This is a genomic window from Bacillus sp. 166amftsu, from assembly GCF_900107445.1.
In the GTDB taxonomy this organism is placed as follows: Bacteria; Bacillota; Bacilli; order Bacillales; family Bacillaceae_G; genus Bacillus_A; species Bacillus_A arachidis.
The window spans coordinates 609,027-635,290 of record NZ_FNQA01000002.1 but is presented as its reverse complement, the minus strand read 5'-3'; the positions used below and the strand labels follow the sequence as shown (position 1 = coordinate 635,290).

Annotated in this window: 28 protein-coding genes and 2 pseudogenes; 6 read left to right on the top strand and 24 right to left on the bottom strand. The window is 32.8% G+C overall.

The genetic code is table 11. The features are described 5' to 3' along the window. Positions 1-7: 7 nt before the first annotated feature. From BLV40_RS10005 to BLV40_RS09990, 4 genes are all read right to left on the bottom strand, one after another. Positions 8-571 (bottom strand): GNAT family N-acetyltransferase, encoded by a 564-nt coding sequence (locus tag BLV40_RS10005; protein WP_090689472.1) that lies wholly within the window; start codon positions 569-571, stop codon positions 8-10. 162 nt (positions 572-733) lie between these two features. Continuing rightward, positions 734-1,849, bottom strand: coding sequence for an NAD(P)/FAD-dependent oxidoreductase (locus BLV40_RS10000; protein ID WP_090689469.1), 1,116 nt, complete (start codon positions 1,847-1,849; stop codon positions 734-736). Between the two features lie 93 nt (positions 1,850-1,942). Continuing rightward, positions 1,943-2,593, bottom strand: coding sequence for a YdeI/OmpD-associated family protein (locus tag BLV40_RS09995; RefSeq protein WP_090689468.1), 651 nt, complete (start codon positions 2,591-2,593; stop codon positions 1,943-1,945). 130 nt (positions 2,594-2,723) lie between these two features. Next, positions 2,724-3,515 carry an arylamine N-acetyltransferase family protein gene (locus tag BLV40_RS09990; RefSeq protein ID WP_090689466.1) on the bottom strand — a complete coding sequence of 264 codons (792 nt, stop codon included), beginning with the start codon at positions 3,513-3,515 and terminating at the stop codon, positions 2,724-2,726. Positions 3,516-4,057: 542 nt separating this feature from the next. On the opposite strand from BLV40_RS09990, the gene secY reads away from it, so the two are divergent. Then, the gene (gene secY, locus BLV40_RS09985) at positions 4,058-5,362 is read left to right on the top strand and encodes a preprotein translocase subunit SecY (protein WP_026590886.1); all 1,305 of its coding nucleotides are present in this window, start codon (positions 4,058-4,060) and stop codon (positions 5,360-5,362) included. A 155-nt stretch (positions 5,363-5,517) separates the two neighbouring features. On the opposite strand, the gene BLV40_RS09980 is transcribed toward secY, so the two are convergent. The 4 genes from BLV40_RS09980 to BLV40_RS09965 all read right to left on the bottom strand — a co-directional run bounded on the left by BLV40_RS09980 (position 5,518) and on the right by BLV40_RS09965 (position 8,913). Further along, positions 5,518-6,228, bottom strand: coding sequence for a class I SAM-dependent methyltransferase (locus BLV40_RS09980; protein WP_026590885.1), 711 nt, complete (start codon positions 6,226-6,228; stop codon positions 5,518-5,520). A 354-nt stretch (positions 6,229-6,582) separates the two neighbouring features. Next, positions 6,583-7,041 carry a GNAT family N-acetyltransferase gene (locus BLV40_RS09975; RefSeq protein WP_026590884.1) on the bottom strand — a complete coding sequence of 153 codons (459 nt, stop codon included), beginning with the start codon at positions 7,039-7,041 and terminating at the stop codon, positions 6,583-6,585. A 208-nt stretch (positions 7,042-7,249) separates the two neighbouring features. Continuing rightward, positions 7,250-7,777: an isochorismatase family protein gene (locus BLV40_RS09970; RefSeq protein WP_090689465.1), complete on the bottom strand. Its 528-nt coding sequence runs from the start codon at positions 7,775-7,777 to the stop codon at positions 7,250-7,252. 212 nt (positions 7,778-7,989) lie between these two features. After that, positions 7,990-8,913, bottom strand: a complete 924-nt coding sequence (locus tag BLV40_RS09965) for a DMT family transporter (protein ID WP_090689461.1) — start codon at positions 8,911-8,913, stop codon at positions 7,990-7,992. Positions 8,914-9,061: 148 nt separating this feature from the next. Between BLV40_RS09965 and BLV40_RS09960 the strand changes: the two genes are divergently transcribed. After that, positions 9,062-10,498, top strand: a complete 1,437-nt coding sequence (locus BLV40_RS09960; RefSeq protein WP_090689459.1) for a MocR-like pyridoxine biosynthesis transcription factor PdxR — start codon at positions 9,062-9,064, stop codon at positions 10,496-10,498. 29 nt (positions 10,499-10,527) lie between these two features. Here the strand turns inward: BLV40_RS09960 and BLV40_RS09955 are convergent, their stop codons facing one another. The 6 genes from BLV40_RS09955 to BLV40_RS09925 all read right to left on the bottom strand — a co-directional run bounded on the left by BLV40_RS09955 (position 10,528) and on the right by BLV40_RS09925 (position 15,424). Beyond that, positions 10,528-11,025, bottom strand: coding sequence for a DUF421 domain-containing protein (locus BLV40_RS09955; protein WP_090689456.1), 498 nt, complete (start codon positions 11,023-11,025; stop codon positions 10,528-10,530). 250 nt (positions 11,026-11,275) lie between these two features. Beyond that, positions 11,276-11,830, bottom strand: coding sequence for an undecaprenyl-diphosphatase (locus BLV40_RS09950; RefSeq protein ID WP_090689453.1), 555 nt, complete (start codon positions 11,828-11,830; stop codon positions 11,276-11,278). Between the two features lie 354 nt (positions 11,831-12,184). Further along, on the bottom strand, positions 12,185-12,637 hold the full coding sequence (locus tag BLV40_RS09940) for a CHRD domain-containing protein (protein WP_090689447.1): 453 nt from the start codon (positions 12,635-12,637) through the stop codon (positions 12,185-12,187). A gap of 154 nt (positions 12,638-12,791) precedes the next feature. Next, positions 12,792-13,670, bottom strand: a complete 879-nt coding sequence (locus BLV40_RS09935; RefSeq protein WP_090689444.1) for an SDR family oxidoreductase — start codon at positions 13,668-13,670, stop codon at positions 12,792-12,794. Between the two features lie 10 nt (positions 13,671-13,680). Further along, entirely contained in the window at positions 13,681-14,028 is a 348-nt protein-coding gene (locus BLV40_RS09930; protein WP_026590876.1) for a hypothetical protein, read from the bottom strand. Positions 14,029-14,050: 22 nt separating this feature from the next. Continuing rightward, positions 14,051-15,424, bottom strand: a complete 1,374-nt coding sequence (locus BLV40_RS09925; RefSeq protein ID WP_090689441.1) for an aminotransferase-like domain-containing protein — start codon at positions 15,422-15,424, stop codon at positions 14,051-14,053. 121 nt (positions 15,425-15,545) lie between these two features. Here BLV40_RS09925 and BLV40_RS27960 point away from each other — a divergent pair. Continuing rightward, a pseudogene (locus BLV40_RS27960) lies at positions 15,546-15,644 on the top strand (EamA family transporter); the annotation flags it as partial. A 180-nt stretch (positions 15,645-15,824) separates the two neighbouring features. Then, the gene (locus tag BLV40_RS09920) at positions 15,825-17,510 is read left to right on the top strand and encodes a M3 family oligoendopeptidase (RefSeq protein ID WP_090689438.1); all 1,686 of its coding nucleotides are present in this window, start codon (positions 15,825-15,827) and stop codon (positions 17,508-17,510) included. A 209-nt stretch (positions 17,511-17,719) separates the two neighbouring features. Here the strand turns inward: BLV40_RS09920 and BLV40_RS09915 are convergent, their stop codons facing one another. The 6 genes from BLV40_RS09915 to BLV40_RS09890 all read right to left on the bottom strand — a co-directional run bounded on the left by BLV40_RS09915 (position 17,720) and on the right by BLV40_RS09890 (position 21,104). Then, positions 17,720-18,010, bottom strand: a complete 291-nt coding sequence (locus BLV40_RS09915) for a hypothetical protein (protein WP_090689435.1) — start codon at positions 18,008-18,010, stop codon at positions 17,720-17,722. A 121-nt stretch (positions 18,011-18,131) separates the two neighbouring features. Then, a complete protein-coding gene (locus BLV40_RS09910) occupies positions 18,132-18,629 on the bottom strand; it encodes an SRPBCC family protein (RefSeq protein WP_090689433.1) in 498 nt (165 codons plus the stop codon). A 51-nt stretch (positions 18,630-18,680) separates the two neighbouring features. Next, the gene (locus tag BLV40_RS09905; RefSeq protein WP_026590872.1) at positions 18,681-19,532 is read right to left on the bottom strand and encodes a GNAT family N-acetyltransferase; all 852 of its coding nucleotides are present in this window, start codon (positions 19,530-19,532) and stop codon (positions 18,681-18,683) included. Positions 19,533-19,558: 26 nt separating this feature from the next. Then, a complete protein-coding gene (locus BLV40_RS09900) occupies positions 19,559-20,194 on the bottom strand; it encodes an SDR family oxidoreductase (protein WP_090689430.1) in 636 nt (211 codons plus the stop codon). 46 nt (positions 20,195-20,240) lie between these two features. After that, entirely contained in the window at positions 20,241-20,948 is a 708-nt protein-coding gene (gene mtnN / locus BLV40_RS09895; protein WP_026590870.1) for a 5'-methylthioadenosine/S-adenosylhomocysteine nucleosidase, read from the bottom strand. Between the two features lie 24 nt (positions 20,949-20,972). After that, a complete protein-coding gene (locus BLV40_RS09890) occupies positions 20,973-21,104 on the bottom strand; it encodes a DUF3885 domain-containing protein (RefSeq protein WP_081810973.1) in 132 nt (43 codons plus the stop codon). A 276-nt stretch (positions 21,105-21,380) separates the two neighbouring features. Here BLV40_RS09890 and BLV40_RS09885 point away from each other — a divergent pair, with 276 nt between their 5' ends. Together BLV40_RS09885 and BLV40_RS09880 are read left to right on the top strand one after the other, a co-directional pair. Beyond that, positions 21,381-22,076: a response regulator transcription factor gene (locus BLV40_RS09885; RefSeq protein ID WP_090689426.1), complete on the top strand. Its 696-nt coding sequence runs from the start codon at positions 21,381-21,383 to the stop codon at positions 22,074-22,076. Further along, positions 22,066-23,223 (top strand): sensor histidine kinase, encoded by a 1,158-nt coding sequence (locus BLV40_RS09880; protein WP_090689425.1) that lies wholly within the window; start codon positions 22,066-22,068, stop codon positions 23,221-23,223. The genes BLV40_RS09885 and BLV40_RS09880 overlap by 11 nt, the downstream gene beginning before the upstream one ends. Positions 23,224-23,349: 126 nt before the next feature. Here the strand turns inward: BLV40_RS09880 and BLV40_RS09875 are convergent. The 4 genes and pseudogenes from BLV40_RS09875 to BLV40_RS09860 all read right to left on the bottom strand — a co-directional run bounded on the left by BLV40_RS09875 (position 23,350) and on the right by BLV40_RS09860 (position 26,255). Further along, positions 23,350-23,730, bottom strand: a pseudogene (locus BLV40_RS09875) (hypothetical protein). 250 nt (positions 23,731-23,980) lie between these two features. Further along, complete coding sequence (locus BLV40_RS09870; protein WP_090689422.1) at positions 23,981-25,267, bottom strand: MFS transporter; 1,287 nt, start codon at positions 25,265-25,267, stop codon at positions 23,981-23,983. A gap of 12 nt (positions 25,268-25,279) precedes the next feature. Then, positions 25,280-25,888: a TetR/AcrR family transcriptional regulator gene (locus BLV40_RS09865; RefSeq protein ID WP_090689421.1), complete on the bottom strand. Its 609-nt coding sequence runs from the start codon at positions 25,886-25,888 to the stop codon at positions 25,280-25,282. Positions 25,889-25,997: 109 nt separating this feature from the next. Next, positions 25,998-26,255, bottom strand: coding sequence for a hypothetical protein (locus BLV40_RS09860; RefSeq protein ID WP_081810971.1), 258 nt, complete (start codon positions 26,253-26,255; stop codon positions 25,998-26,000). Positions 26,256-26,264: the final 9 nt, after the last annotated feature.

The window sequence follows — 26,264 nt, the reverse complement described above, 5'->3', positions numbered from 1 at the left end:
TTTTTCACTACCTCCTAAATATTATAGGTATATCATGTATGTATTTTCTCCAAATCATATGATCATACGCCTCGCCCCAATAATCTTTTAACAAAAAGTTAGGCTCTCCAAATCTTTTCTTCCATATTTTTTGTGCGTTAGTATATCCGCTATCCAAACAGAATTCTTTTATGCCTTTACCCAATAAGGTAAGAAAAATCGCATTTAAGAGTAATTTTCCTATGCCGCATCTTTGATAATTCGGGAGTACAAATACAGTCCCCACCTCATTCAAATCTTTTAATGCGTTATCTGTGCAACTATTAATAATTTTACTTGATGGACCAAATTCAATTGTGCCGATAATTTTATTACAACGTTTATCTACAGCTATCAAAAAATATCGATTTTTCCCATTGCTATCAAAGTCACATTTCAAGTACTGCTTTTTCGTTTCAATTTCATTTTCTATGTCATCAGCCAATTCCGATAGACCTTCTCTAGCAAACGTATCGATAATGACTGTTCGAAACAATTGATTTAATTCTTCAAAATCATCGATGATTGGTCTTCTTATCTCAACATGATCCACCGAAGACAACTCCTTAATCTCCTAAATTTCAAAATTACAATCCATATAGCTTTTCTCCAAAATACTCAAAATTCCCTCTACACATATAAAATTTACTGCGAGCAATGTGGAAACAAACAAAAAAGATTAGGTAGTTATGCCTAATCTTTTTTGTTTTTGTAATTATTCGATTGCTCCTGCTACGTCATAATCATTTAAGTCTAATTCTATCGGTTGTCCTAAAGCAAGTTTCGCAAGCTCAGAACCTAAGTATGGACCTGCTGTTAATCCCGAAGCGCCTAAACCATTCGCAACGAGTATACCTTTAAAATTAGGTAATGGACCAATAACTGGGAGAAAACCTGGTGTAAATGGTCTAAAGCCAACTCTCGTTTCCAGCATTGTACTATTTTCTAATCCTGGTGCCACAGACAATGCCTTATCAAACACTTCATGTAAACCACCTGCTGTAACACGATAATCAAGACCAGTATCATTTTCATGCGTTGCCCCTACAACTACACGGCCATCTTCAAAAGTTAAAATATACTGATCGTTTGGCGGCATCGCAACTGGCCAGTTTTCAGTATTAGTATCCGGCATATGTAAATGAACAATTTGTGCTTTTTGGAAAGTCACAAGAAAATTTACCCCAAGTGGTTTTAGTAATTCGTTTGCCCAAGCTCCTGCAGTGACAATTACTTGATCCGCCGTTAATGTTTCGCCATTTACATGAATTCCTTTAACATAATTATTCTCATGAATTAAAACAGCATCTCCTTTTATAAAGGTAGCACCATGTTTCTTCGCAGCATTTACAAGAGATTGACGAAGAGCTCGTCCATTTACCCGAGCTGCGCCACTTATATGTACAGATCCATATTCCTCTGATAACGGCGGGAATAGTTTTTTTGTTTCCTCTGGCGATAGGCGAGTGATTTCGCCAATTTCAGGAGCACCTTCACGTCGCTTATATGCTCGCTCCTCCATTTGATCTAACTTTTTATCATCCGTATGTAAGCTAATCGCACCCACTCGGTTATAACCTGTATCTGTTTCACCATCTTCTTCTAATTGTTGAATTAAAGAAGTATAGTAATGCGCTCCGCCTTTTGCGATTTTATACCAAGCCTGATTACGCCGCTGTGAAAGCCAAGGACATACAATTCCTGCTGCTGCATCCGTTGCTTGTCCTAAATCCTGGCGATCAACTAGAGTAACGTGTGCTCCTTCTTTAGCGAGATGATAAGCAGTAGACGCTCCTAAAATTCCAGCTCCAACTACAATATACGATTTCATTCAAAACACCTTTTCTTATTCATTCTTTTATATCTTATTATTTAACATTTGTTTCCTAATTTAAAAATATCACGCTCTACTATTAAATTTTCTTTATTTCTTCTTTCTGCGGAATAAATCCATTGATTTATAACCTTGTGAAAGAATTTCAATCATTTTCTGCACACGTTTTTCGCGTGTTTGTTGCTGTTTTGCTGAAAATATATGGCGCGCCCAATCTTTTTGATATCCTGGTGTTAAACCTTGATAAAACTGAAGTTCATTTGGGTGATTAGCTAAAAATGCTTCTACATCTTTAATATTCTCTATATAATCAGAAACACATTGACTAGCAGCAGATGTTTTCTTTGGTTTCTTTTTTTCACGTTTTAAGCCAATAATAGTAAAGACGTCATCCATACTAACCATCCGCGCGAATTTGATATCACTATTACCTACATATCCATCCTCTCCAACTTTCATCGCTGGAAATATTTCATCTCTGTGAATAAAAGTGTCATAACGCGTATTACCTTTTTTCGGATAGGCGAAAAATAAATAGCCTTTTTCGAGTAATAATTGTTTATTAATAATAAGTTGCGTGTGTTTTACCATCTCATCAAGTGTTTCTACAAAAATGAAGATAGCATCATGATCTTTAGATAACTTAATTGCTTGTTCAGCAAATAGGGCATAATCGTTTGGTTGATTCATTACTGCCATATTACTATATTTACTAAGGTTCAATTTATCGATAACTGACATAGTAGACTCCTTTTCTATTCATTGTTACTTTTATCGTACCTATATTACTATAAAAGAGAATGGCCTTGCTGTGCAAATAAACCCTCTATTTCTCATGATGCTTTTACATTAAGATTCATACTACTTCGGTTTACATTTCTATGTTAAATCTATCATGTAAGAGCTTTTCGTAGTGATTCTCTGTAATTACACTTTTACTTTTTTGACCATTTATTACTTGAGTCAAGCTATCTTTCGTCAAAGAGACATATCCAGAATGCGTAAGTTTTACTGCAATTGCCCCCTTATTAAAACTAGAATTCTCATCTTCTATAACTTTTCTTTGAACTTCATTTAAAGTTGTTTCATCAATGGGATCTGTACGAAAGGCGTGACACACCTTCCATTCTATATTTTCTTGTGAGGTGTGCCGCGAGTGAATGTCTCGTCTTTCTAAAATATACGTTCCTTTATCTGTATCTTTTCTTATAACACGATATTCCCCATTTTTTGAAGTAACAACCTCACCAGTAAACGGTACAAGTGTGAGAGGTACAAATGAAGCAATTCCTACATCAGCTAAATACAACGCGGAATCATAATTTAAAATGATTGTAATATGACTATCTTCAATAGACCATACATTTAAATCACTTTTATAAACTGTGCCTAATGCCAACTGCACATCGAATCCACAATCTTGTAAAAAATAATATAGAATAGAATTCATTTCATAGCAAAGCCCACCTCGTGAACTCATTAATATTTTCTTTTGTAAATTCTCTTTAGAAATTTCTTTCGTATTACCTATTACGATATCTAAATTCTCAAACGGAATTTCATACGCAATTGCGCTCATTATTTTGTTCAAGTCCTCAAATTTCACAGTCTGTTGTTTCTTAAGGTTCAATCTTTCAAAAAACTGATCTTGTAATTCTGTCATATAAAGCACCCCTTCAATATTTAGAGTGAATGTATTATATGCAAATTTTAAAAGTTATGATGAGTATCAACAATGTTCATTTACAATAACTGTACCGGTACAATAGTGCCATACCCATTCGCACATTTAGTGAATATAATTTTTCAAAATCCATTCGTGTCTCTTGTATATAATCCATAAACTTATTTCATAAACCATGCGACCATTATGGATAATTCTCTACTTATGTATAGATAACAATTACAAACTTATGTAATCAACTCTTCATATAACAATTGTAAAGAAGTACCCTTTTTATTCATTTTTCATGCACATCTATGTACATTTTTTGATTTATTAGTTATATTATGGTTATTGAATGATTACGAAAATAAATCTATCGTCTATACAAATACTTGTATTTCTTAAATCCATGAAAAAACTACAAAATGTACGAAAATCCATTTGTCAAATGAATTTTAAACGGAAGGAGGTTTGTGGTTTATTCATCGGGATATAACAATCAGTTTTATGTAACTGATAAAAATACAGGAGGCGACATGATGTTTCGTACAATTTCAAACTTTATGAGAGTAGCTGAGATAAGAAGGAAAATCCTTTTTACACTTGCGATGTTAATTGTTTTTCGAATTGGCACGTTTATACCAGTTCCTCATACTAACGCAGAGGTATTAAAGGTACAAGATCAAGCCAATGTTTTAGGTATGCTAAATGTATTTGGCGGAGGGGCTTTACAACACTTCTCAATCTTTGCTGTTGGTATCACACCCTATATTACAGCCTCCATTATTGTACAGTTGTTACAGATGGATGTTGTACCTAAATTTACAGAGTGGGCAAAGCAAGGTGAAATGGGCCGTAAAAAATCAGCTCAGTTTACCCGATACTTTACAATCATTCTCGCATTTATTCAAGCCATTGGAATGTCTATTGGCTTTAACAATATAGCAGGCGGGCAACTAATTTCTAATCCAGGATGGACTACTTATTTATTTATCGCTACAGTGCTAACTGCCGGTACTGCATTTTTACTTTGGTTAGGTGAACAAATTACTGCAAACGGCGTAGGAAACGGAATTTCAATGCTTATCTTTGCGGGGCTTGTTGCAGCAATTCCAAACGTGGTAAATCAGATTTATTTACAGCAATTCCAAAATGCTGGCGATCAACTCTTTATGCATATTGTCAAAATCATATTGATTGGATTAGTTATTTTAGCAATCGTTGTCGGTGTTATTTATATCCAACAAGCAGTTCGTAAAATACCTATTCAATATGCAAAAGCTGTTTCAGGTAAGAATCAATATCAAGGAGCAAAAAATACTCATTTACCTTTAAAGGTAAATAGTGCAGGTGTAATCCCTGTTATCTTTGCTTCTGCATTTCTCATGACACCGCGGACAATTGCGCAGCTATTTCCTGACTCTAATGTATCGAAATGGTTAAGCACGAACTTGGACTTCGCGCATCCGATCGGAATGACTCTTTATGTTGGACTCATCATTGCTTTTACATACTTCTATGCATTTATTCAAGTAAACCCTGAACAAATGGCAGAGAACTTGAAAAAGCAAAATGGATATGTTCCAGGTATTCGTCCGGGTAAATCGACAGAGCAATATGTAACAAAAATTTTGTATCGTTTAACATTTATTGGTGCTATTTTCTTAGGCGCTATCTCAATTTTACCACTCGTATTCACAAAGATTGCTACTTTACCACCTTCTGCTCAAATTGGTGGTACAAGCCTACTCATCATTGTTGGGGTAGCGTTAGAAACAATGAAAACGCTAGAAAGTCAGCTTGTAAAACGTCATTACAAAGGATTTATAAAGAAAGTAAACTAATGCTTTGTACATATAAACTAAACATAATGAAACCCTCTCGTTTTATATACGAGAGGGTTTCATTATGTTGCTTAAAAGAATGTTGAGTTATCAGAAAGACTTTGTTTTCTTTTTTGAAAAAAATATTTCTTCCGTTGATATTACTTTATATTCACTTAATTCTTTTTACTCATAAATAAAGCTGTCCACAGTCCAGAGACACCAAAAACTGGGTTTGATTGATTTATTTCCTTCATTCTACGTATTTCCACTTCAGAAAAGTCACTAAAAATGGCTCTAAGTTTTTCAGCTGTAAATCCTAATCCACCTTTAAGACTTTGTAGTTTGTATACTTCCCAATCCGTTATGTCTGCCCCACCTAATTCTCCGCCTTGAACAAAACAAGTGATTGCAAAATAACCACCTGGTTTTAAAGCCTTTTTCACCAAATTTATATAATTCATTCTTCTGTGTGGTGCAATATGATGAAAGCATCCTGAATCGTACACAATATCGTATGTATTCTCTTTGATTTCTAAGTCAAAGATATTGTTATAAATAAAATTTACATTTACATTTTTCTCCTTTGCACGTTCGGTTGCCCATTGAATGGATTTCTGTGATAAATCTACTGCATCAACTAAGCATCCTTTTTCAGCAAAGTAAATTGCATTTCTGCCTGGACCACATCCAAATTCAAGAACTTTTCCTGGACTAAGTAATTTTTTCTCGAAATAATTAACGAGATTCTCATCTGGTTTATTAGTAAAAAAGGGAACTTCTTTTTCACGATTTGAATAAAAACCATCCCAAAATTGAGTTGGTTCACGTAATAATGAATCTAACATATTCAATACATCTTCATAACTACTAATTATTTCTTTCACAGTAATCCCTTCTTTCCAATTAACTCTTACAATCTAATTATATAAGCGATTAGATTGCTTCGTGTTTCATTAGGGTTAACAACACTTTAAATCCAAATAAATTTGAACTCTCTACTTATGCCTATTTATGTTAATTTAACGTGCAGAAAGATACCTAATTTTCTTTTTACATTGCTTTAAAAGTATTTACCTTTCTCTTCCTTAAAATCCAACAAAACAATTAGAAATACCCTTAGAACCAGAATGTAATTCTGTCTTTTCAGAATTATCATTACGATTATTACGACAATATTACAAATAAAGTAGATATACATTCTCATTAAATACAAATATTTCTTCGGTTATTTACATCATTTACATAAATTTCATTTCCATAAACACACTATTTGGATCCTCTATATATTTCGAGAACGGTTTGCTATATTGAAATCCCATACTTGTATACAAACTTCTAGCCGGTTTGAAGACATCCATAGATCCTGTTTCCAAACTCAATCTCTGGTAACCACGTCGCTTTGCTTCCTCAATTATATGCTGAAGAAGTCGCTTGGCAATACCTTTTCTTAAATGCAACGAAGATGTTTTCATTGATTTTATTTCCCCATGTTGACTATTGAGTTCTTTAAGTGCGCAGCATCCAACTAAATCATTACCTTCCCATGCACTCCAAAATGTAATATCTTCTTTCCGCAATCCATCTAAATCTAGAGCATGCCTGCTTTCTGGGGGAGAATGTAGTGCCATGCTTTGTAGATGATCCATCAATAATTTTTCTACTGCAGTACCGGTTAAATCATCTATTTTTATCTCCATAAGACGTCCCCTCCTATTAATATTTTCCTCGTACTTGTTTTAAAACTCAAAAACATACTGACTTTTTTCAATGATGCTTGCACTCTAATTTCAAGAGGAGCAATTGCATTCTCTAGCGGTTCTTCTTTAATACCCGGAATCATAACATCTAGTCCCTATTTTATTCAAGTTGTTTAATGGGATTGGAAAAGCTTCATGATTTCTCTCATCACTTATATAAATCAAGCGGCTGCATTTGCACAAAACGGTTATTCCATACAGACTCATGATGCTCAATAATTTGCTTGGCGCTAAGTTGATTGCTATTTAACGTACTATGCGCACCCTTTACTAGCAAATTATGTTGATATCCCTTACTATAGGCAATTCGTATAGTCGTATCTAAACAAAATTCAGTTTGAGCACCCACAAAAATTAATTGCTCTATATCTAATTTTTTTAAAGTTTCCTCTAAAGTAGTTTGATAGAAGGCGTCCCATGTGATTTTTTCTATAACAATATCATTACTTTCTCGGTACAACCCTTTATGTAATTCCCAGGCATACTTCCCCTTCGCCATTTCATCTGATGGATTTTGATCTGTATGCTGAATGAAAATTACTGGTATCTCCTTTACTTTTGCCCAGTTAATGACTGTGTTCACATTTTCAAGTAATTGTTCATACTGATATAAGTGATTTTTTTCTTCTGAAAAAAAGATTTCTTGCAAATCGATAACAATTAATGCTTGTTTCACATGTATCTCTCCTATCCCTTTGTTGAATAATAATTTTTCTCCTTATCACTTTACAACTCAAAAAGCCCTATCATATACAGGGCCATTTTATAAAAACAATATATAATTATAACATATAAAAAGTTCTAACTCTATCTAATAATTTGTTTTTTCTGTCATTTGTAGGCACATTAAGATAAAATATTCTTTTATTTCACAACCAAAATATAATTTTACATTTCTTTTTTAAATAATCTTCCCTGTTTAAAATACACTTCAAGTGTAGAGCGATTTGCTAAAAATACACCAATCAAGATGAGACATGCTCCGATTCCCATTAACGGATTAATTGGTTCCCCTAAAAATACGTATCCTGTAATAACAGCAATTAATGGGGATACATACAGCCAAGTTGATGGGAAAACTGGATTTGTTTTCGATAAGAGCCAATAATAGAGTCCATGGCCACCAATTGATCCAATAAATATGAGATACAAAATGGGCCATTGTACACTCCAAGATGTTAGCATAGCTAGATTTGGCTGTTCTGTAAAAATAGAAGTAATCAACAGAAAAACTCCACCGTAAAACATTTGGATTCCGTTAATAAGAAATGGCGATACTTTTGGCAAATCTGAAAGTATTTCTTTTGAACAAATGGAGCCTATTGCATAAAACAATTCTCCTATTAATATAACAAAACAAGCAATACTCCATATAAAAGTGAAATGTTGATGCATACCTATACCTGGTAAGGAAATACAAACAACTCCACTAATCGCTATGATTAGTGCAAGAAGTTGTTCCCTTTGTAATTTTGTTTTATTTCTTTTCACTTGTAATAACAAAATCATCATTGGCCCTGTCGCAGAAAGAATAGCTGCTAATCCAGAAGAAATATACTGTTCTGCCCAGTATAACGTTGCAAATGTCATAAAGGTTAAACAAAAACCAGCGTACATAATTCTTTTTGATAACAAGTATGGCATGACATGTTTCCGTTTTAAGGAAAATATGATAATGAGAATAACGCCTGCCAAAAAGAAACGAATTCCCGCCGAGAATAATGGTGGCGTCCCCGCTTCAATCCCAATTTTAATTGTTAAAAATGTTGTCCCGAAAATTATACAAATTAAAATATAATTAAAAATGACCATTTCATTTCCTCCTTTGTAATCTTGAAATGAGTATAGAGGAAACAGTGTATAACAGTATATCAAGGCGTATAACAGTTTGATAAATCTATAGTTGCTTCTGCATATGTTTTTGGATTTAATTAAATTAAAAAGAAACTTAGGTGAGCTGATGAAGATTATACTGCGGAAAGAATCTAACATACCATTCTATCAACAAATTTATATGCAAATCGTTGAGCGGATTCAAAGTGGAATGCTATCAAACGGGGATTTTTTACCTTCATTACGCTCTATGGCAGATGATTTACAGATAAGCATATTAACCGTTCGTAAAGCCTATAAAAAGTTAGAAACGAAAGGATATGTATATATTCAGCAAGGAAAAGGTGTGTATATACATAAACCGATAAATCGGAAAAATCAGCCGAAGCCATATGATTGGCAACATAGAAAATCAATCAATGTCATGCGATCTCAATATGTAATGAATCAACATAGAAAGCATTATGATTTTTCACAAGCTATTCTTTATCCTCGGCTTTTACCTAATCCTTTTCTTTCGGGTGAAATGCAAAAAATAATAGCGGACAATCAAATGATATTGGCAACTTATGGATCAGTTCAAGGAGATGAAGAACTTCGAATAGAAATTGCAAGATATTTAAAGGATTATCAAAAACTATCTGTAGACCCTTCTACTTTATTAATTACAAGTGGTGCTCAGCAAGGAATTGATTTAATTGCTCAAACATTATTAAAACCAGGTGACACAGTTATAATAGAGAGCCCGTGCTATGGTGCCGCAATCGATGTATTTATAAATAAAGGGGTTCAAATCATCCCAATTGAGCTTGATGAACAAGGGATTCGTTCTGATTTAATCGATGAAGTTTGTCAAAAAAAGAAGCCGACTTTAATTTATGTAAATCCTACTTTTCAAAACCCTACAGGTACTGTTATGAGTAAAAGAAGACGAATGGAACTTGTAGAACTAGCGGAGCTATATCATTTCTTTATAATTGAAGATGATTCTTTTGGAGAAATATATTTTGAGGGTGCTAAAATTCCAGCTCCACTTAAAACCTTTGATGCAAACGGGCATGTTATATACTTAAAAGGATTCAGTAAGACATTAGCACCAGGCCTTCGTATTGCAGCATTAGCTGCAGAAGGTCCTATTTTCGAATGGTTATACGCTGTGAAAGCTTCGATGGATATAGGCAGTCCATTATTGACACAAAAAGCACTTCTTCCATTTTTACGAGCAGAAAGAATGAAAAACCATTTAGAAAAATTGCGTACTGCTTTACAAGTAAGACGCGATACAACACTAGAAATATTAACTTTTCAAACAGGAGAAGTTTATTTTCAAAAACCTCTAGGTGGCTTTAATTTATGGGGAGCACTTCCGAATTCAATTGATATTTTTATGCTACTGAAAAAAGCGAATGATGTGAATGTTTCATTCCTACCAGGAACGGCATGTATTTTGAATCATGAATCAAACTATAACTATTTACGAATTAGTTACTCCATGTTGAATGAAAAAGACATGTTGATTGGGTTAAAAAGACTTCATAACGTATTACTACATTCCTTAAAATAATAAAAAATAGTTAATATATCCCATATTAACTATTTTTTCAGGTTGTATTGATGCAACATCTTTTCTAACATTTCACATGTAACCGGCTGCGCACCAGCTGTTAATTGATATCCGATGCGACCGTTCGGTTCTGCTGTTGCTTGCTGTAATGTTGTTATATCATGAATTCCCTGTTCTCTTAAATACATAAGCAATTGCTGTTCTGTTATTTTCGTACGCCTCAAATTATTTTTCAAAATTTCTCCATCCTCAACAATAACAATGCTATTACCATTTAAAAATTTTTCCATCCCCCTTGATTTCACTTCTACATAATGAATAACAAGTAAAATGCCTGAAAATATACAAGCAGCAAGGATTGATGGCCCTACTTTCCTACTTAATACCGGCTCTACAATAATACGCGCAATGGAGACAACAATAATAATCTCAGCTCGTGTCATCTGACTAACAGATTTACTTCCGGTTAATTTTAACGCAAGGATACCCGTAACAATTAAAATTATGCTTTCAAAAAAAATATTCATCAACAATCCATTCCTTTAATGGTAATTAATAAATAGCATTACCATTGATCCAGTTCTTTATTGTTCACACAGCACATAAAAACTAAAAACAAGTATATACTAGCCGTGCCTAGTTTTTAGTTATCCTAGTCAATTCCTATTTCTCCTCATCTATTTACTAGGTTGTTTCAAATTTCACAAAAAGAAGTGGATGTTCTCTTTATATCGGGTATAATTTTTGAGAATAAAAAAGGAGAGTTGCTGCTTCTTTTCATTTAAATAATTTTGTAAACGATGAATACATCTTTATAATCCAAGTAGTAAAAGATTGAAACGTATATGTATTTTTATCAATAACAATGCTTGTTAGACTACCTATAACAGCACTCCAAATTATGTCAAATGGATAATGATGCCCTACCCAAACACGTGAAAAACCTGTCAAAACTGCTAATAACCACATAATAGAGCCCATGCAACGTTCATGAAGTAAAATGGAAGTTGCTACAGCAGAAGCTAAAGCAGTATGTTTACTTGGGAATGAAGAATTATTTTTTGATGGAATAAGCAAACGAATTCGATGAACAATAAAAGGACGAGGTTTAAAATAAAAAATTTGGATGATACGGTTTATAATTAAAGTGACTCCTGCTGAAATTCCTGCATACAAAATAATTTTTTTGTAGAAATTGTTTCTAAACCACATACATATTAATATGAAAAGGTATAAATATCGAGTCTTCTGTGAGATAAAAATCATTATCGTATCCATAGTAGTTCCTCTTCTAGCAAGACCATTTATCGCTTTAAATAGTATATAATTCATTGCTAATGTTCTCCTTTATGTTCGAAATATATAACTTAACCTAACTAATAAAAAGGAATTTATGACTGGATTACCCAGGGTCAGTTAGTCACGAACAAATTTAAAATGGTCCCCACAAGCTATAAACCATACCTCCAACAAAAAACACTAAACCTAAAACTAACACGATAAAAGCAAGGATCGATTTTTTATTATCTTCCATGAACTTAACCTCCTTTAAAATTGTTGGTCCTGTATACATTTCCCCACATTAAAAACCTTTAGTCATAATTATGTCTAAAGGTTTTTGTCATCATACTTATAAGAAAAAATAGGGGATTATATTCTGCACTAACAATATACAGTTAAGAAATTTTAAAATCTTTTTATCTGTCCTCTAATTTCTCCATTTGGATGTTTTTCCGTATGAACGTTTACATAAGTATTACCAGCACCCATCTTTCTTACGAGATCCAGTAATGATATTCCCTGTAAAGGACCCACAAGATCAGATGCTGTAATCGTTCCTGTTACCACTCCTCTATCTACACTAATTCCTCGTGTAACCGGACCAAATAGAAAAACAACAACTGGACCATTTTCTACTCCCTCTCCTAAATGAATATGAGCAGCAGTCACTCGTTCTATATCATGCACTACCAGTTTGAATGGAAGTATCGTAAAATCATCATTAATTCTAAATTGTGCTATTCCAAAAGCATTTGTACAAACAGAGGGCACTTCCTCCCGGCCTCCTAATTTAGCAATAAAACATTGGGACAATGTGTGATTCACTTCCTTATTTATTTGATGCCATATATTATTCATTAGACAAAAAAATAGCTTGTTCGTTTTAACTATAAAAGGAAGGTGAACATAAAAAAGGAAGCTATTCAATCAGCAAGGATTGTAATAACAAAAAAGAAGACTTAAAAACCGATTTATAAAGGGTTCTTAGCCTTCATTTAATTTTATATAATACTCATTGTTCTTTTAACACATTCTCTTCGAAATATTTTCCCCAATCAGGTTGTCTTCCGTCAATATCTTTAAACCCATATTCCCTCGCCAACTCCCATGAACTAAGCGCTTTCCCTGTTTTATTATGAACGTTTGAATCACTTGCTAAAGCAGCAATTGCTCTTCCTACAAAGAAAGGTGTTTCAGATGCGATAAAGTGAGGATCTTCCTTTACACCTTCTTGCCAATTTTCCTCAGTCACACCAAATAAATCTAACATTGCTTCAGAACGGAGAAAGCCAGGACTTACCGCAACTGCAGTAATACCATGTTTCTCTAAATCTTTTGCCATCGCTTCTGCTAAGTGAATTGTTGAGATTTTCGCTAAGCTATAATATAAATTACCGCGGTACTGATAATCAATCCCATCTGTAATTTCAATAACAAGTCCTTTCTTATTTTTCACCATAAGCGGAACACCATAATAACTTGTCATCATATGTGAATGGACAGCACGTTGTTGCATAAGCAAGCCGTTATGTAAATCATGCTCCCAAAAATCTTTTTCCCATTCAGTAAGCGGATCGCCGCCCCAAACATCATTTACTAAAATATCAAGTTTTCCGTTTTGTTCTTCTTGGATTCTATTAAATAGTGCTTTAATATCTGCTTCTACTGTATGATCCACACGAACGGCAATTCCTTTTCCGCCTTGTTTTGTAACGAGTTCTGCTGTTTCTTCAATTGTTTCCGTTCTTCCCATTGATGATAAATTTCCTTTTGTACTTCTCCCTGTTACATATACAGTCGCTCCGGCTTCACCGAGCATCATCGCTATTCCTCTTCCAGCACCACGTGTTGCTCCTGCAACTACTGCCACTTTTCCTTGTAATGGTTTCATATTATTCTCCTCAATGTTCATTTTCCAATTGAATTAATTTAGGTACATTTTCTCTATCATATTTTTGCGTATAGCTCTCCCCATCTGGAGTAACCAATTGTAAAGTAATCTTACCACAAACACCAGAATAAAAATCAAATTCACCTTGTGAATTTGAAATAGCACGTTCCTTATTTGTAATTGAACCCTCATAAACTTTAACATTTGCTAAAGGCATGTTGTTATGATCTACAACAACGGATTTTATTTGAATAGCAACTGCTATACATTGTTCACTTTTCTTATTATATATCACAATTGCTATCGCTCCGATTCCTACCACCATACATATCAACAAGACTATTACGTTTTTCTTCATACTAAGCCTCCTATATAAAGAATTAGCCTTTCTTAAAATGGAAATCTACACGACTTACTCGTTTCATTTCCTCGATTACTCTATGAATTCCTACCGCGATTTTATCTTCTTTCACATTTGATACATTTAGTTTTAAAAGTGTTTCCTTATGGAAAGAAGACAAATAATTTTTATCAATAGCATCAATAAATATTTGATTTTGTCTTAGGCTTTTAATAAGTGTTTCTTTAGCAATACCTTTATGTAATGATAAGCACGTATGTATTCCTATGTTGTTTTCACCTTTATATGTAAACAAATGTTGATTTTCTTTATAAACTTCTTCTAATGTTTTTGATAGCACTTTAGATCTAGCATAGTAAGATGATTGAATTTTTTGCTTGTGTCGTTCAAACATCCCACTTTTTATGTAAATTTCTAACGCAGCTTGGGAAATCATCGAACTATCAATATCTAATAGCTTTTTATATTTATGAAACAACGCTGCAATAGAAGGAGGAATAACTGCCACACCTACACGTAATCCAGGGAAAACAATCTTTGAATAACTTTTTAGATAGATTACATGTGAAGAATTATCGTAACTATATAGTGGGCCTATCTTCGAATTTTGTTCTAAATCTGCTAAATAATCATCTTCTACTATAAATACATTGTATTTTCTTGCGAGAGAAATAATCTTTTCTTTTTCTTTCTTAGAATATGAAGTGCCAAGTGGATGGTGAAACCTTGGAATTGTATAAAAAAATTTAATTTTTCCCGTTCGGAATATTCTTTCTAGCTCAATTAAATCAATACCTTCAGCAGTACGTTTTATACCAATTACAGGGGTTCGATTTGTTTCTAAGTATTCAATGTATAAATGATAACTTGGCTGTTCAATAAGTACTGTTTCATTTTGATTTGGAAAGGGTATAGAAGTTAATATAGCGAGAGCTTGTTGAACTCCCGAAGTAATAAAGATGTTTTCTTCTTTTGTGAAAATTTGATAGTTTACTAATTGTTTTTGCACAACTGTAATTAACGATGGTAACCCTTTGGGTGTACCGTATATAAACAAATGATTCTTATACGTATCAATCGCCTTATTAATACAATGTTGAAAATCTAAATAAGGAAATACATCAGGGTCTGGAGCTGAAGATGCAAAATCAATATTCTCCGTTTCATCTTCCTCATAAATCCCCATTCTCTTCACTACATAATATCCACTTTGAGGTACGGAATAAATAATATGACGCTTCTCTAATTCATGAAGCGCACGTATGATTGTTGCTTTATTACATCCATATTGCGTCACAAGCGAACGTATAGATGGAAGTTTCTTCCCTTCTTGCATTTCTCCCTTTTGAATCATGTTTTCTAAATCATTTAGTACCTTTAAATACTTATACATGATTACACCTCTTGTTTATTGCGTACCGGTACAGTCTGTATTTGTTCACATTGTAGCATCGACTCAGAAAGATTACCATGGGTATATGGCCGGTAATAAATTGACTATATGAGGTGAAATAATGAAAAATACAACTAAAGCGTACATAGCTGTATCATTATATACATTGATTACCGGATTTTCATTTATATTTGTGAAATTAGCTTTAACAGTTACAAGCGGAATATTTCTTATATTAAAGTAGCTAAAATGAATGTCTTTAACAATCTATCTACATTAATTACAATTACTACAGGAGTATTATTCTTGGTGTAGTAAGTATGAACTTCCTGGTTAAAAAGGAATTCGTATAAAAGAAAAGAATACCTCTATTAGTAAATAAAAAAGTGAGGGATATTTCATGCAGCAGGCAATACCTATCAATATTAGTAATATAGATGAATTAATAAAAGAATTGGATATACTAGTAAACGTCTCAATATCTTCTAGTCAAGAACTTGAGAATTGGTTAATACAACAATCACAGACTTTAAATTCTATCAATGAACAATTCATGCAACATTATATTGCCTTTCAACAAAATACGAATAATATAGAAGCAAAAGAAACTTTTGACTTTGATCAAAAACACGTACAGCCTATATTAAAACGTTATAAAAGTCTATTAGATCAAAAATATTATGAATCACCCTACCGTTTACAATTAAATTCTTCTCAGTTTGGATTCTTAGATACAAAGATTAAAAATACGATAGAACTCTTTAACGAAGAAAATATTAGACTAGAAGTTACTGAAGATGAGTTAACCACAAAATATTTTGAAATCACAGGCAACCTCACTTCTATGTGGAATGGCGAAGAAGTAAACATTTCTGAATTAAGGGTATATCTACAAGACCCAGATCGAAATGTTCGTCAAAAAGCGATGACTGCTATCTCTGAAAAATTTCTATCCGTAGAGAATGAAATTCAAGAAATCTTAAACCAGTTAATTATACTTCGAACAAAAAAAGCTAGGAATGTTGGTTTAACGAATTATCGTGACTACATGTTTAAAAAATACGAGCGTTTTGATTACACTGTCGAGCAATGCAATGCGTTCGCTGAATCTATTCGTAAATACGTTGTGCCGTTGCAAGAAAAAATACATAAGGAACTACAAGGAAAGCTTCAAGTAGATATATTACGCCCGTGGGATATACATGCTGTACCTATAGAGCATAAGCCTTTACAGCCTGTAAAAAGTGAAAATGAATTAATAGAAAAAAGTAAAACAATTTTTGCGAAAATCGATTCGAGTTTTTCAGCTCTTCTAGAAAAAATGCATACCAATCTAGATTTGGAAAGCAGAAAAGGAAAAGCACCAGGTGGATTTTGTGAATATTTACCTTCATCTAAGTTATCGTTTATTTTTATGAATTTAACAACAACACAAGATGATGTTGTTGTTTTCTTACATGAGATGGGTCACTGTATTCATCACGATTTAATGAAAGATATTTTAATACACCAATATCAGCATTTACCAATGGAAACTGCTGAATTAGCGAGTATGACAATGGAACTATTTACAATGGATAAATGGGATGTTTTTTATAGTAATAAAGAAGAACTCAAACAAGCTAAACAAGAGCAATTAACACAAATTATAGAGTATATACCCATTACGCTTATCATCGATCAATTTCAACACTGGTTGTATGAGAATCCAAATCATACCGCTGAAGAAAGAAATGTTAAGTTTTTAGAGCTCTCTACAACATATAATTCAAGCGTAGTAAATATAAATGGGCATGAAAGTTGGATCGTCGCACAATGGTTATCTGTCTTACATATTTTTGAGGTTCCCTTCTATTATATCGAATATGCAATCGCACAAATCGGCGCCTTACAAATGTATAAACAGTATAAAGAAAACCCTCAGCAAACATTGCAAAACTATAAAAAGGCATTATCTTTAGGTAGTTCTAAATCTGTAAAAGAAATATATGAAGCCGCTGGAATCCAATTTGATTTTTCTAGTAAAACAATAAAAGAAGTAATAGATTTTGTAGAAGAGGAATTAAAGTTACTAGAGATACTGTAAATAATTAAGAAAACCTTGTACGGCATTAACTTATCTCTACTAAATAAAAGACTCTAATTTTGAAAAAGTAATTTCAAAATTAGAGTCTTATTTAATCCGTTATATGTTTACATAATAAAATTATAGTGATCTTATTAGCTATGCTAATCCAACTGAATAATTTCAGGTATATTATTTCTATCATATTTCTTTGTAAATATATCTCCATTTTAGGTAATAAATATTAAAGTAACTTTACTACAAACACTGGTCGTAAATTTCAACTCTCCTTTTGAATTTGTAACTGCAAGCTCTTTTTCACTAATAGCCTCTTCATAAACTTTAATATTTGGTAGAGGTTGCTTATCTTGAGATAGTACCACTGAATTTATGTACTTAGCATCTTCTATACATATTAGAGATGGATTCGTATCGTTTTTCTTCTTATTATTCCCTTTAATATTTATAATAATGATAACAAAGATACATAGGATAAAAAATATCGGTATACTCTTCGTCAATATTATCCTCCTACTATATTCTCAAACTGCACATTATCCCCTACTCAAATAAATATTAGCACAATGTTCTTTCTGTCGTATATGCGCTTTTTTAATATGAAATTATTATATAATAATACAATTAATTTACTCTCTCATTTTTGATTTTATCCATTACTAATTCATATCTCTTATACCATCTTTCCCACTCTTCTTTTGGAAACTCCATTTCACTATCATCTAATACAGAAGAAAAAATTTCTAAGCATACATGCCACCCAGATAAATCTTTTGGTGTATGATCATTTATTTCGTGGATAAACTCTTTTAATATTAATAAACAATTTTCTTGATCTTTATGTATTTCAAATCGAACTCGATCTTCTCCCCATGTGAACTCTAATACAGAATTTATTTGACATCGCAAAATATCAATATTAATAAATTCTCCAGAACCATCCATCATATCAAATTTTATCTTACCTCCTTGTCGCAAATCTTCTATGTAAAGATTCGGCATCCATCTTTTTAGCTTTTCATTTTCTGTTAATACAGCCCAAACTTGCTCTACTGAATAATGTAACGGACGATTAAATTGAGCTACATATCCATTATCTACTTTTTCTATTAAAGCTAACATTGTCATACCTCCATTTAAAATCACAGATTTTCTCTATTTCCACTCTATCGGTTATAATGTATAATACATTTCATACTGAGCCAACGAACTTTTCTCGAATCCACACTTTTTTACAAATCCTTCAAGTAAAGCATTATTAGGGAATCCAATAGAAAGACTGGAAAGCTGTAATTCTTTGCTTACAGTTTGTAATAGACTTGTAGCGACTCTAATTCTTCTATATTTTTTATCAACAAATAATAAACTTATCTTACCATTGTCACCAACACATATACATCCTTTTAAATCATCGTTAATATAAGCTCCATAATACTTATTATTTTCAGTTTTCTCCATATACTCGACATCATTTTGCCAATTTATATGGAAGTTTAACCATTTTTGTATACCGTTTTGAAATTCGCCAAACTTAATTTGCTTTATTTCTATATTTTGGACACTCTTACTTGTCAAAATAGAAGTGTCCCTCAAATTATAGTAAGAGAGATCATATACTTTTTCATACCCTAACTTCGTATAAAATTGAATCGCTCTATCATTACCGACAATGACTTCAAGAAAAAGTTGCTGACATCCATTTTTTATCGCTTTTTCTTTATGAAATTCAAATAATTTATGACTAACGCCAACCCCACGATAGTCCGGATGAACCGCTAATGCGCCACATCGCATTGTTTTTATACTTTCATATTCTTTAATTCCACCAAGTATAACTCCAATTGGTTTATTTTCATCCAACGCTATATAAGAATACTCAAGTTTATTTCCTTCCGGACCGAAGAATCTTTTTATAAAATCTTCTTTTGACACTTCCATCTTTATGATGTAATCAGAAAAACCATCTCGAAAAGCTTCGTACACGAAATCTATATTCACTTCGCTACATTTTTTATAATGAACCATCGTAACAATTTCATCCACCTTTCCAACTAGTTTGAAATAAATGGGCATTTCCAACTATACATTTCATCCTGAATTTGCTTTATAACAAACGGCGCAATATCTCCATTTTGAATCTTAATTCCTGGTAAATCTATAAGACTCTCTTTTATTTTACCGGTCCCTTCTCCGTCTACAACAAAAGGTAATCGTACAATAGTCCAATTCACATTACTATCTCGCACTAGTTGTAATTCCTTATATTTATCTTTCATCATACTCGAAAGAAACAAACGAAATAACTTTGCCCCTATTTTATTTAATAAACTTTTAGTATCTTCTTGTACATCCATTGATCCTCCAGAAATAAGAATATATCGCTTGATCCCGTATTCTTTCATTACTTCTAAAATATGATTCGTAACTGTGCTAAATATATATGACTCTTTTTTAGGTTGCCCCACTGCATTAATAACAGCATTGCAACCTTGCAGTAATCGACGTATTGCAGAAATATCGCGAGCATCTCCTTTTACAACTTCCAAATGTTTATGCGATATTTTAAACTTTTGTGGATCTCGTGTGAGAATACGGACAAAGTATCCTTCTAGTAGTGCTTGAGTTATAAGGTATTTACCAGCCTTTCCGTTTGCACCGATAATTGCTACTTTATTTATTATTTTCATGACTAAAGTTAGGCTCCTTTTAAAGGATATAGATTTATACATCGTATTATTGATGAGATGTAGTTAATTCGTAAACGCGTAAAAACGCAATTAAATATTCACATGCTTTCTCACATGCCAACATTTTAAATACTTTTTGTTCTTCCACTGTTTTATCGTTCGCTTGATCTGAAGCTGCTTTCAAACAAAGAAAAGGTTTTTTATTCACATGACACACATACGCAAAAGCTGCTATTTCTTGATCAACAGCTATTGCACCGTAAACAGTATGTAGTAAATATCTCATTTCCGTACTGCGAATACGCTGATCTCCGGATATGAAAGTCCCAAAATGCACTGTATCATAAGCAAGCACTTTTTTTATTTGCCTTACAAGATATTCTGTTGTTTCAATAGGAGCTGCTCTACCAGTATATAAATTGAAACTATCTGTTCCTGTTCCTGCAGCCGTTACATCATGCTGTAATGTGTTAAGTGCAACAACAATATGACCATTTTTTACTTTCTCAGATAAACTTCCACAAATACCTGTCATAAATAACTGTTCAGGCTTAAATTCGCTTATTAATAACTGTACGCAACTAGCACAGCTTACTTTTCCAACGCCAGTAATTACCGATATTACTTCTAAGTCATTTATAGAATGAAAATGAAAGTCCCAAGCTGCTCGTTTTTCTACACGATGACTTGGATGATGCTGATGCAAGTATGTAAGCTCAGGCTCCCATGCTGATACAATTGCAATACGTTTCATTACACTTTTCACTTCCTCCTATTTTCATTTGAATAATTCATCATTACTTTCTCGCTCATAACAGGAAATCAAATCTTTATATTTCTTATATAAATCTCGTATCATTTCTTTATTCTTCGCAATTACCTCACATCCTCTATCATCGTAAATAAACATACATTCTAATAAAAAAGTTTTTTATATCTTTTCCCCAATCTTCACTCGATTCTAATGTAGCTAGTTCTTTATGTAACACGTTACTCTCTTCTAACAAAACTTATATTCTATTTATCATAAGTAACAAAGCATCCTCTTATTTTTATTCGTGATGTGTTTTTTAAATCCTTTCAATACGTTACATGAAATTATGTATATAATCTTAACTCCCAAACACATAAATGTTTGTTATTATATTAATGATGATGAAATGTAGAGAGAGGAATTAAATATACGATGGAAAGAAATATTTTAATTATTGATGATGATAAAGAGATTGTAGAATTGCTTGCCGTTTATTTACGAAATGAAGGTTACAACATTTATAAAGCATATGATGGTGAGGAAGCGTTACATATGCTCTCACTTTATCAAATTGATCTTATGATTTTAGATATCATGATGCCAAAGCGTAATGGATTAGAAGTTTGTCAGCAAGTAAGGGAAAAAAATACGGTTCCTATTCTTATGTTAAGTGCAAAAGCCGAAGATATGGATAAAATTCTAGGTCTTATGACAGGTGCTGATGATTATATGATTAAGCCTTTTAATCCACTCGAATTAATTGCGAGAGTTAAAGCGTTATTGCGCAGATCCTCCTTCCAGTATACTGCCTCGCAAATAAAGGAAGACGGAATTATTCGGATTCGTTCTGCAGAAATACATAAGCATAATCATACTGTGAAAGTGAATGGAGAATATATTAAGCTTACATCTATTGAATTTGATATCCTATACCTACTTGCTAGCAATACTGGGAGAGTATTTAGTTCAGAAGAAATATTTGAACGTGTTTGGAATGAAGATGGTTACGGTTCTAATAAAACTGTAATGGTTCATATTAGCAACTTAAGGGATAAACTTGAAACAAGAACGAATGGTGAAAAACTCATCCATACTGTTTGGGGAGTAGGTTATAAAATTGAAAAATGAAACGTTTGATATATTGAAGGTCATCCCAAAATGGAAAATTGCATTTTGGCTTTTAATATCTATTTTACTTACACCCATTTCAGAGGTTTTCATATCTCGTCTTGTTACAAGTGTAATTGACAGTTCCCTTACATTAACAGCTTTAAGTGAAGAATTTGTTAGAATCGTCGGCTATGAAAAATATCGAGGACTTAAAGAATCTTTTTGGGCTATGATGGTGTCTTATGTATTTTTGTTTTCTATTTTCTCCTCCTACGTGTATCTTTTTTATCGTCATGAGAAGAAGTTATACTATGAAGCTTGTATTAAAAAAATGATAGAGGAAATTCGTTATATTGCAAATGGAAACTTTAATCATAAAATTTCCGTTTTACAACATAATTACTTAGAAGACTTAGCAAATGGCATTAATCAAATTGTAGAACAGTTAAAAGTTTCTATTGAAGAAGAACGTCAAACCGAACAAGCAAAAAGTGAACTCATTACAAATGTATCGCATGACTTACGAACACCCTTAACATCCATAGTTGGCTATGTAACTCTCATTCATCATGATAATTACAGAGATGAAGTAGAATTACGCCACTATATTCAAGTTATTTATGACAAAGTAAATCGATTAAACATGCTAATGAATGACTTATTTGAGTATACGCGTGTTCAAAATAAAGAGTTACAACTAAACACTGTACCTATTGATATAATTGAATTACTTGGTCAACTATCTGTTCAATTTCGTATGCAATTTCAAGAAGCAAATATTGAATGTAGGCTTTCATTTCCATCAGAAAAACTTATGGTACTCGCTGATGGAGATAAATTAGTACGTGTATTTGAAAACTTAATTATGAATGCGATGACATATGGAAATGAAGGGAAATTTATTGACTTAACAGCGTATCAAGACGGAAACATGATTGCAATCGATATTACAAATTACGGACAGCCTATTCCAAGTACAGATTTACCACATATTTTTGAACGCTTCTATCGTGTCGAAAAATCCCGTTCCACATACACGGGAGGATCAGGGCTTGGTTTGGCCATTGCCAAAAGCATTGTGGAGATTCATAGTGGAACAATTGAGGTATACAGCGATGCTGAAAAAACAACATTTACAGTAAAACTTCTTCCATATAAACAATAAATTCACTTTCTCAAACAAGCATACCTCCGTTCTAAATCTAGGACGGGGGTATGCTTGTTTGACCTTGATGTAAGATACCTCACTATACTAAAAAATATAACAATAAGATCGTTTGAAAAACTACTGTTATTTTTTCCATGACATTATAAATTCCCCACCATGTTCCTCCGTTTTAATTTTAACTTTATATGTATCATCTTTAGTTACTTTAATATTTTTTCCTCTTTCACATTATTAAATTCTAGTATTGTATTATCATTTGAATCCACAACATAGGCAGTTATTGTTCCTTTCTTTGTTGTTTCATCAAAAGAAAATACCCAATTCTCACCCTTTTTAACTTCCATATCTCGACTTGCAGAACCGGTAAACTTTCTATAGTCTCCCAATATTCTATTTGAAGAACCTTTTACTTCCCCCAACAACTTTTCCCTCTATAGTAGATCAACCACTAAGAACTACTAAACATAGAACAAATGAAATTGTACTTTTAATGATTTTCAACATAATTACTCCTTTTATCCACAATGAAATTTCTACCATTAAAAATATCGTGTTAACCCGTATTCTATGATAGATAAAATGAATCCATTTTGAAAAAAAATGTTCAAAATGGATTCCTATTCAACAAGTTTATGTTTCGGTTTTATAAAAAAGTTTGATTATTTTCTGCCTGTGTTACTCCACAATCACACCCAATTACGGAAAATCGTTTTCTAGTTAGGTTCTTTTCATGTATTAGTGGAAAAACAATCCTTTAATAAGAAACAGGTACTTTTCCTTCATTATTTTCACTAACTTTAGAGTCTAACGTTTTTGTTATTATGTAGTACAAAAATGTACCAGTTAATCCTAGAATAAGAAGCAATCCTCCCATATATATGGGGCGAATCCACTCTCCAACGATGATCAACAATGAAGATACAATCATTGCTCCGTAGAAAGTCAAGCTATTAAAAGCCATATAGGTACTACGAACGTTAGGTGGTGCAAGTTCCCCTATCATCGCCTGTTTAATAGGAACATACATCAGTTCACCAATTGTCCCAATAAACATGGCAATAAAAAGAAATACTACGCTATTTGTAAAAGCAAAAACACTAAAACATATAGAAAAGATCAACATCCCTGTAACTAAAGTCCAGCGATCACCCCGCTTTTTAAATAAGAATAATACAACACTTGATAAGAGAACTACAAGAAGTGTATTCTCAGTCCGGAGAAAACCCAGTATCTTCGTGCCATCAAGAATGAAGTCTATTCCAAACAATGAAGCTGAATGATGGGGTATATCCTTTTCAAGACGAATCCCAATATAGTTTGTTAAAGACTGTTCCAAGGAAAAGATTAAGATCGCTCCGAAAATATAAAACATAAACAGCTTATCTTTTAAAACGATTAAATAGGTTTGAAGCATCTCTATTGATGAAAATTTTTTCTTATAATTAGAAGACTTAGATGAAGGTTCCGGTGTATAGGTTTCTGTGATGAAGAATACGGTCATGAAGACAGATAACAAAGAGATGAGTGAAATCCCAATAAATAACTCAAACAAGTGGTTTTTAAAAAGAAAAGCTCCAATGATTCCTCCAATAGCAGTTGATAAATTCCCCAACCAGTAACTAATTGTAAATACAAGCTTTCTCGATTCAGAATTAGTAACATCAATAATCATAGCTTGTGCTGCTGGCTGAAACATTCCCCCACAAAACATATTGATGATAAAGAATGCTGCGGAAATATAAGGAAGGTTAAACCAGGGGGAATTACAAAGTGCTATAAACAGATACGAAAGCAATATACCAATTTCAGAATAAATCATTATTTTTCTCCGACCTATTTTGTCTGAGACATGCCCCCCGATAAAGCCTCCAATGACTCCACTAATCACAATTATTATAAGGATAATACCCGTTTCAGTGGCTCCGATTTTCTGAGAAAAATAGATTGCCAGAAAAGGTATAACGGCCATAGAAATCAGGCTGCCTAGAAATTGCATGGCTAGGCGAAGTTTGATGTTGGGATGGATATCCCTCAATTTCATATAAGTCACTCCTTATTTATTCGAGATAGGTCCAAATAATCTCAGGGCTTGTATCGTTATATCCTTCCACATCATGTTTGCATATTCATCAATAAACGTTAAACGCATTCCGTTTAAGATGGATAAGTACGACCTAGCAATTAATGAAGGTGATTCTTCATAAAAGTAACCCAGCCTTTGTCCTGTTTCAATAACTGGATGAATACAGTCTATAAATACATTTACGAAATCGTCTAGTTCTTTAAAAAGTTTTGGAAAACGATCAGGTCTCGCAAGAACCTGCTGAATTAGACGTAGGTATTCACTTCTCATTGAAAAAAGTTGTACATGGCAATCTATCATTTCCCTCACAACTTCAAAAGGTTCACCTTTAAAGTGTTCTTCTATCTCAGTAAAATATGGTCTAATTTCCTCCAATGGCTCTAAAATCGCTGATTCATAAAGTGATTCTTTTGAATCAAAATACGTAAATACAGTACCAAAGCTAACTCCTGCTTCTTTTGCTATTTCGGCAACTTTTGTCTCTGCAAAACCATTCTCACTAAATAATTTAATTGCGGCGTTTAAGATAGTAGATCTTTTTCTTTTCATTTTTTCATCTTTAGTAAGTCCAGGTGCCATTTAGATACCCCTTTCATAATAAATGATTGATTAATCAATCAAATTATATTGCTATTTATTTCCATTGTCAATATGATGAAAGAACTTATTTTCATATTTTTACAATTAGTTATATTCGAACTCCATAAACGAATAAATTTATTTCAAAAGTTGTTTTTAGCTTAGGTCTCTTATTGATCTTCATTTTATTTTCCTTCACTTCCGGTATATCACCAACTGCTTGCTTCTTAATTTCTTGCTCTAATACCCCTTGTTGTTCTAACAATTCCTTTTCCAATCTATCGTGTTCTTCTTTTCGTTTTGTAGCTATTGGGCCTATAACAAAAAGAGCCAAAAATAATGTGATTGTAACAATGAACGTTGTCACTGAATTAAA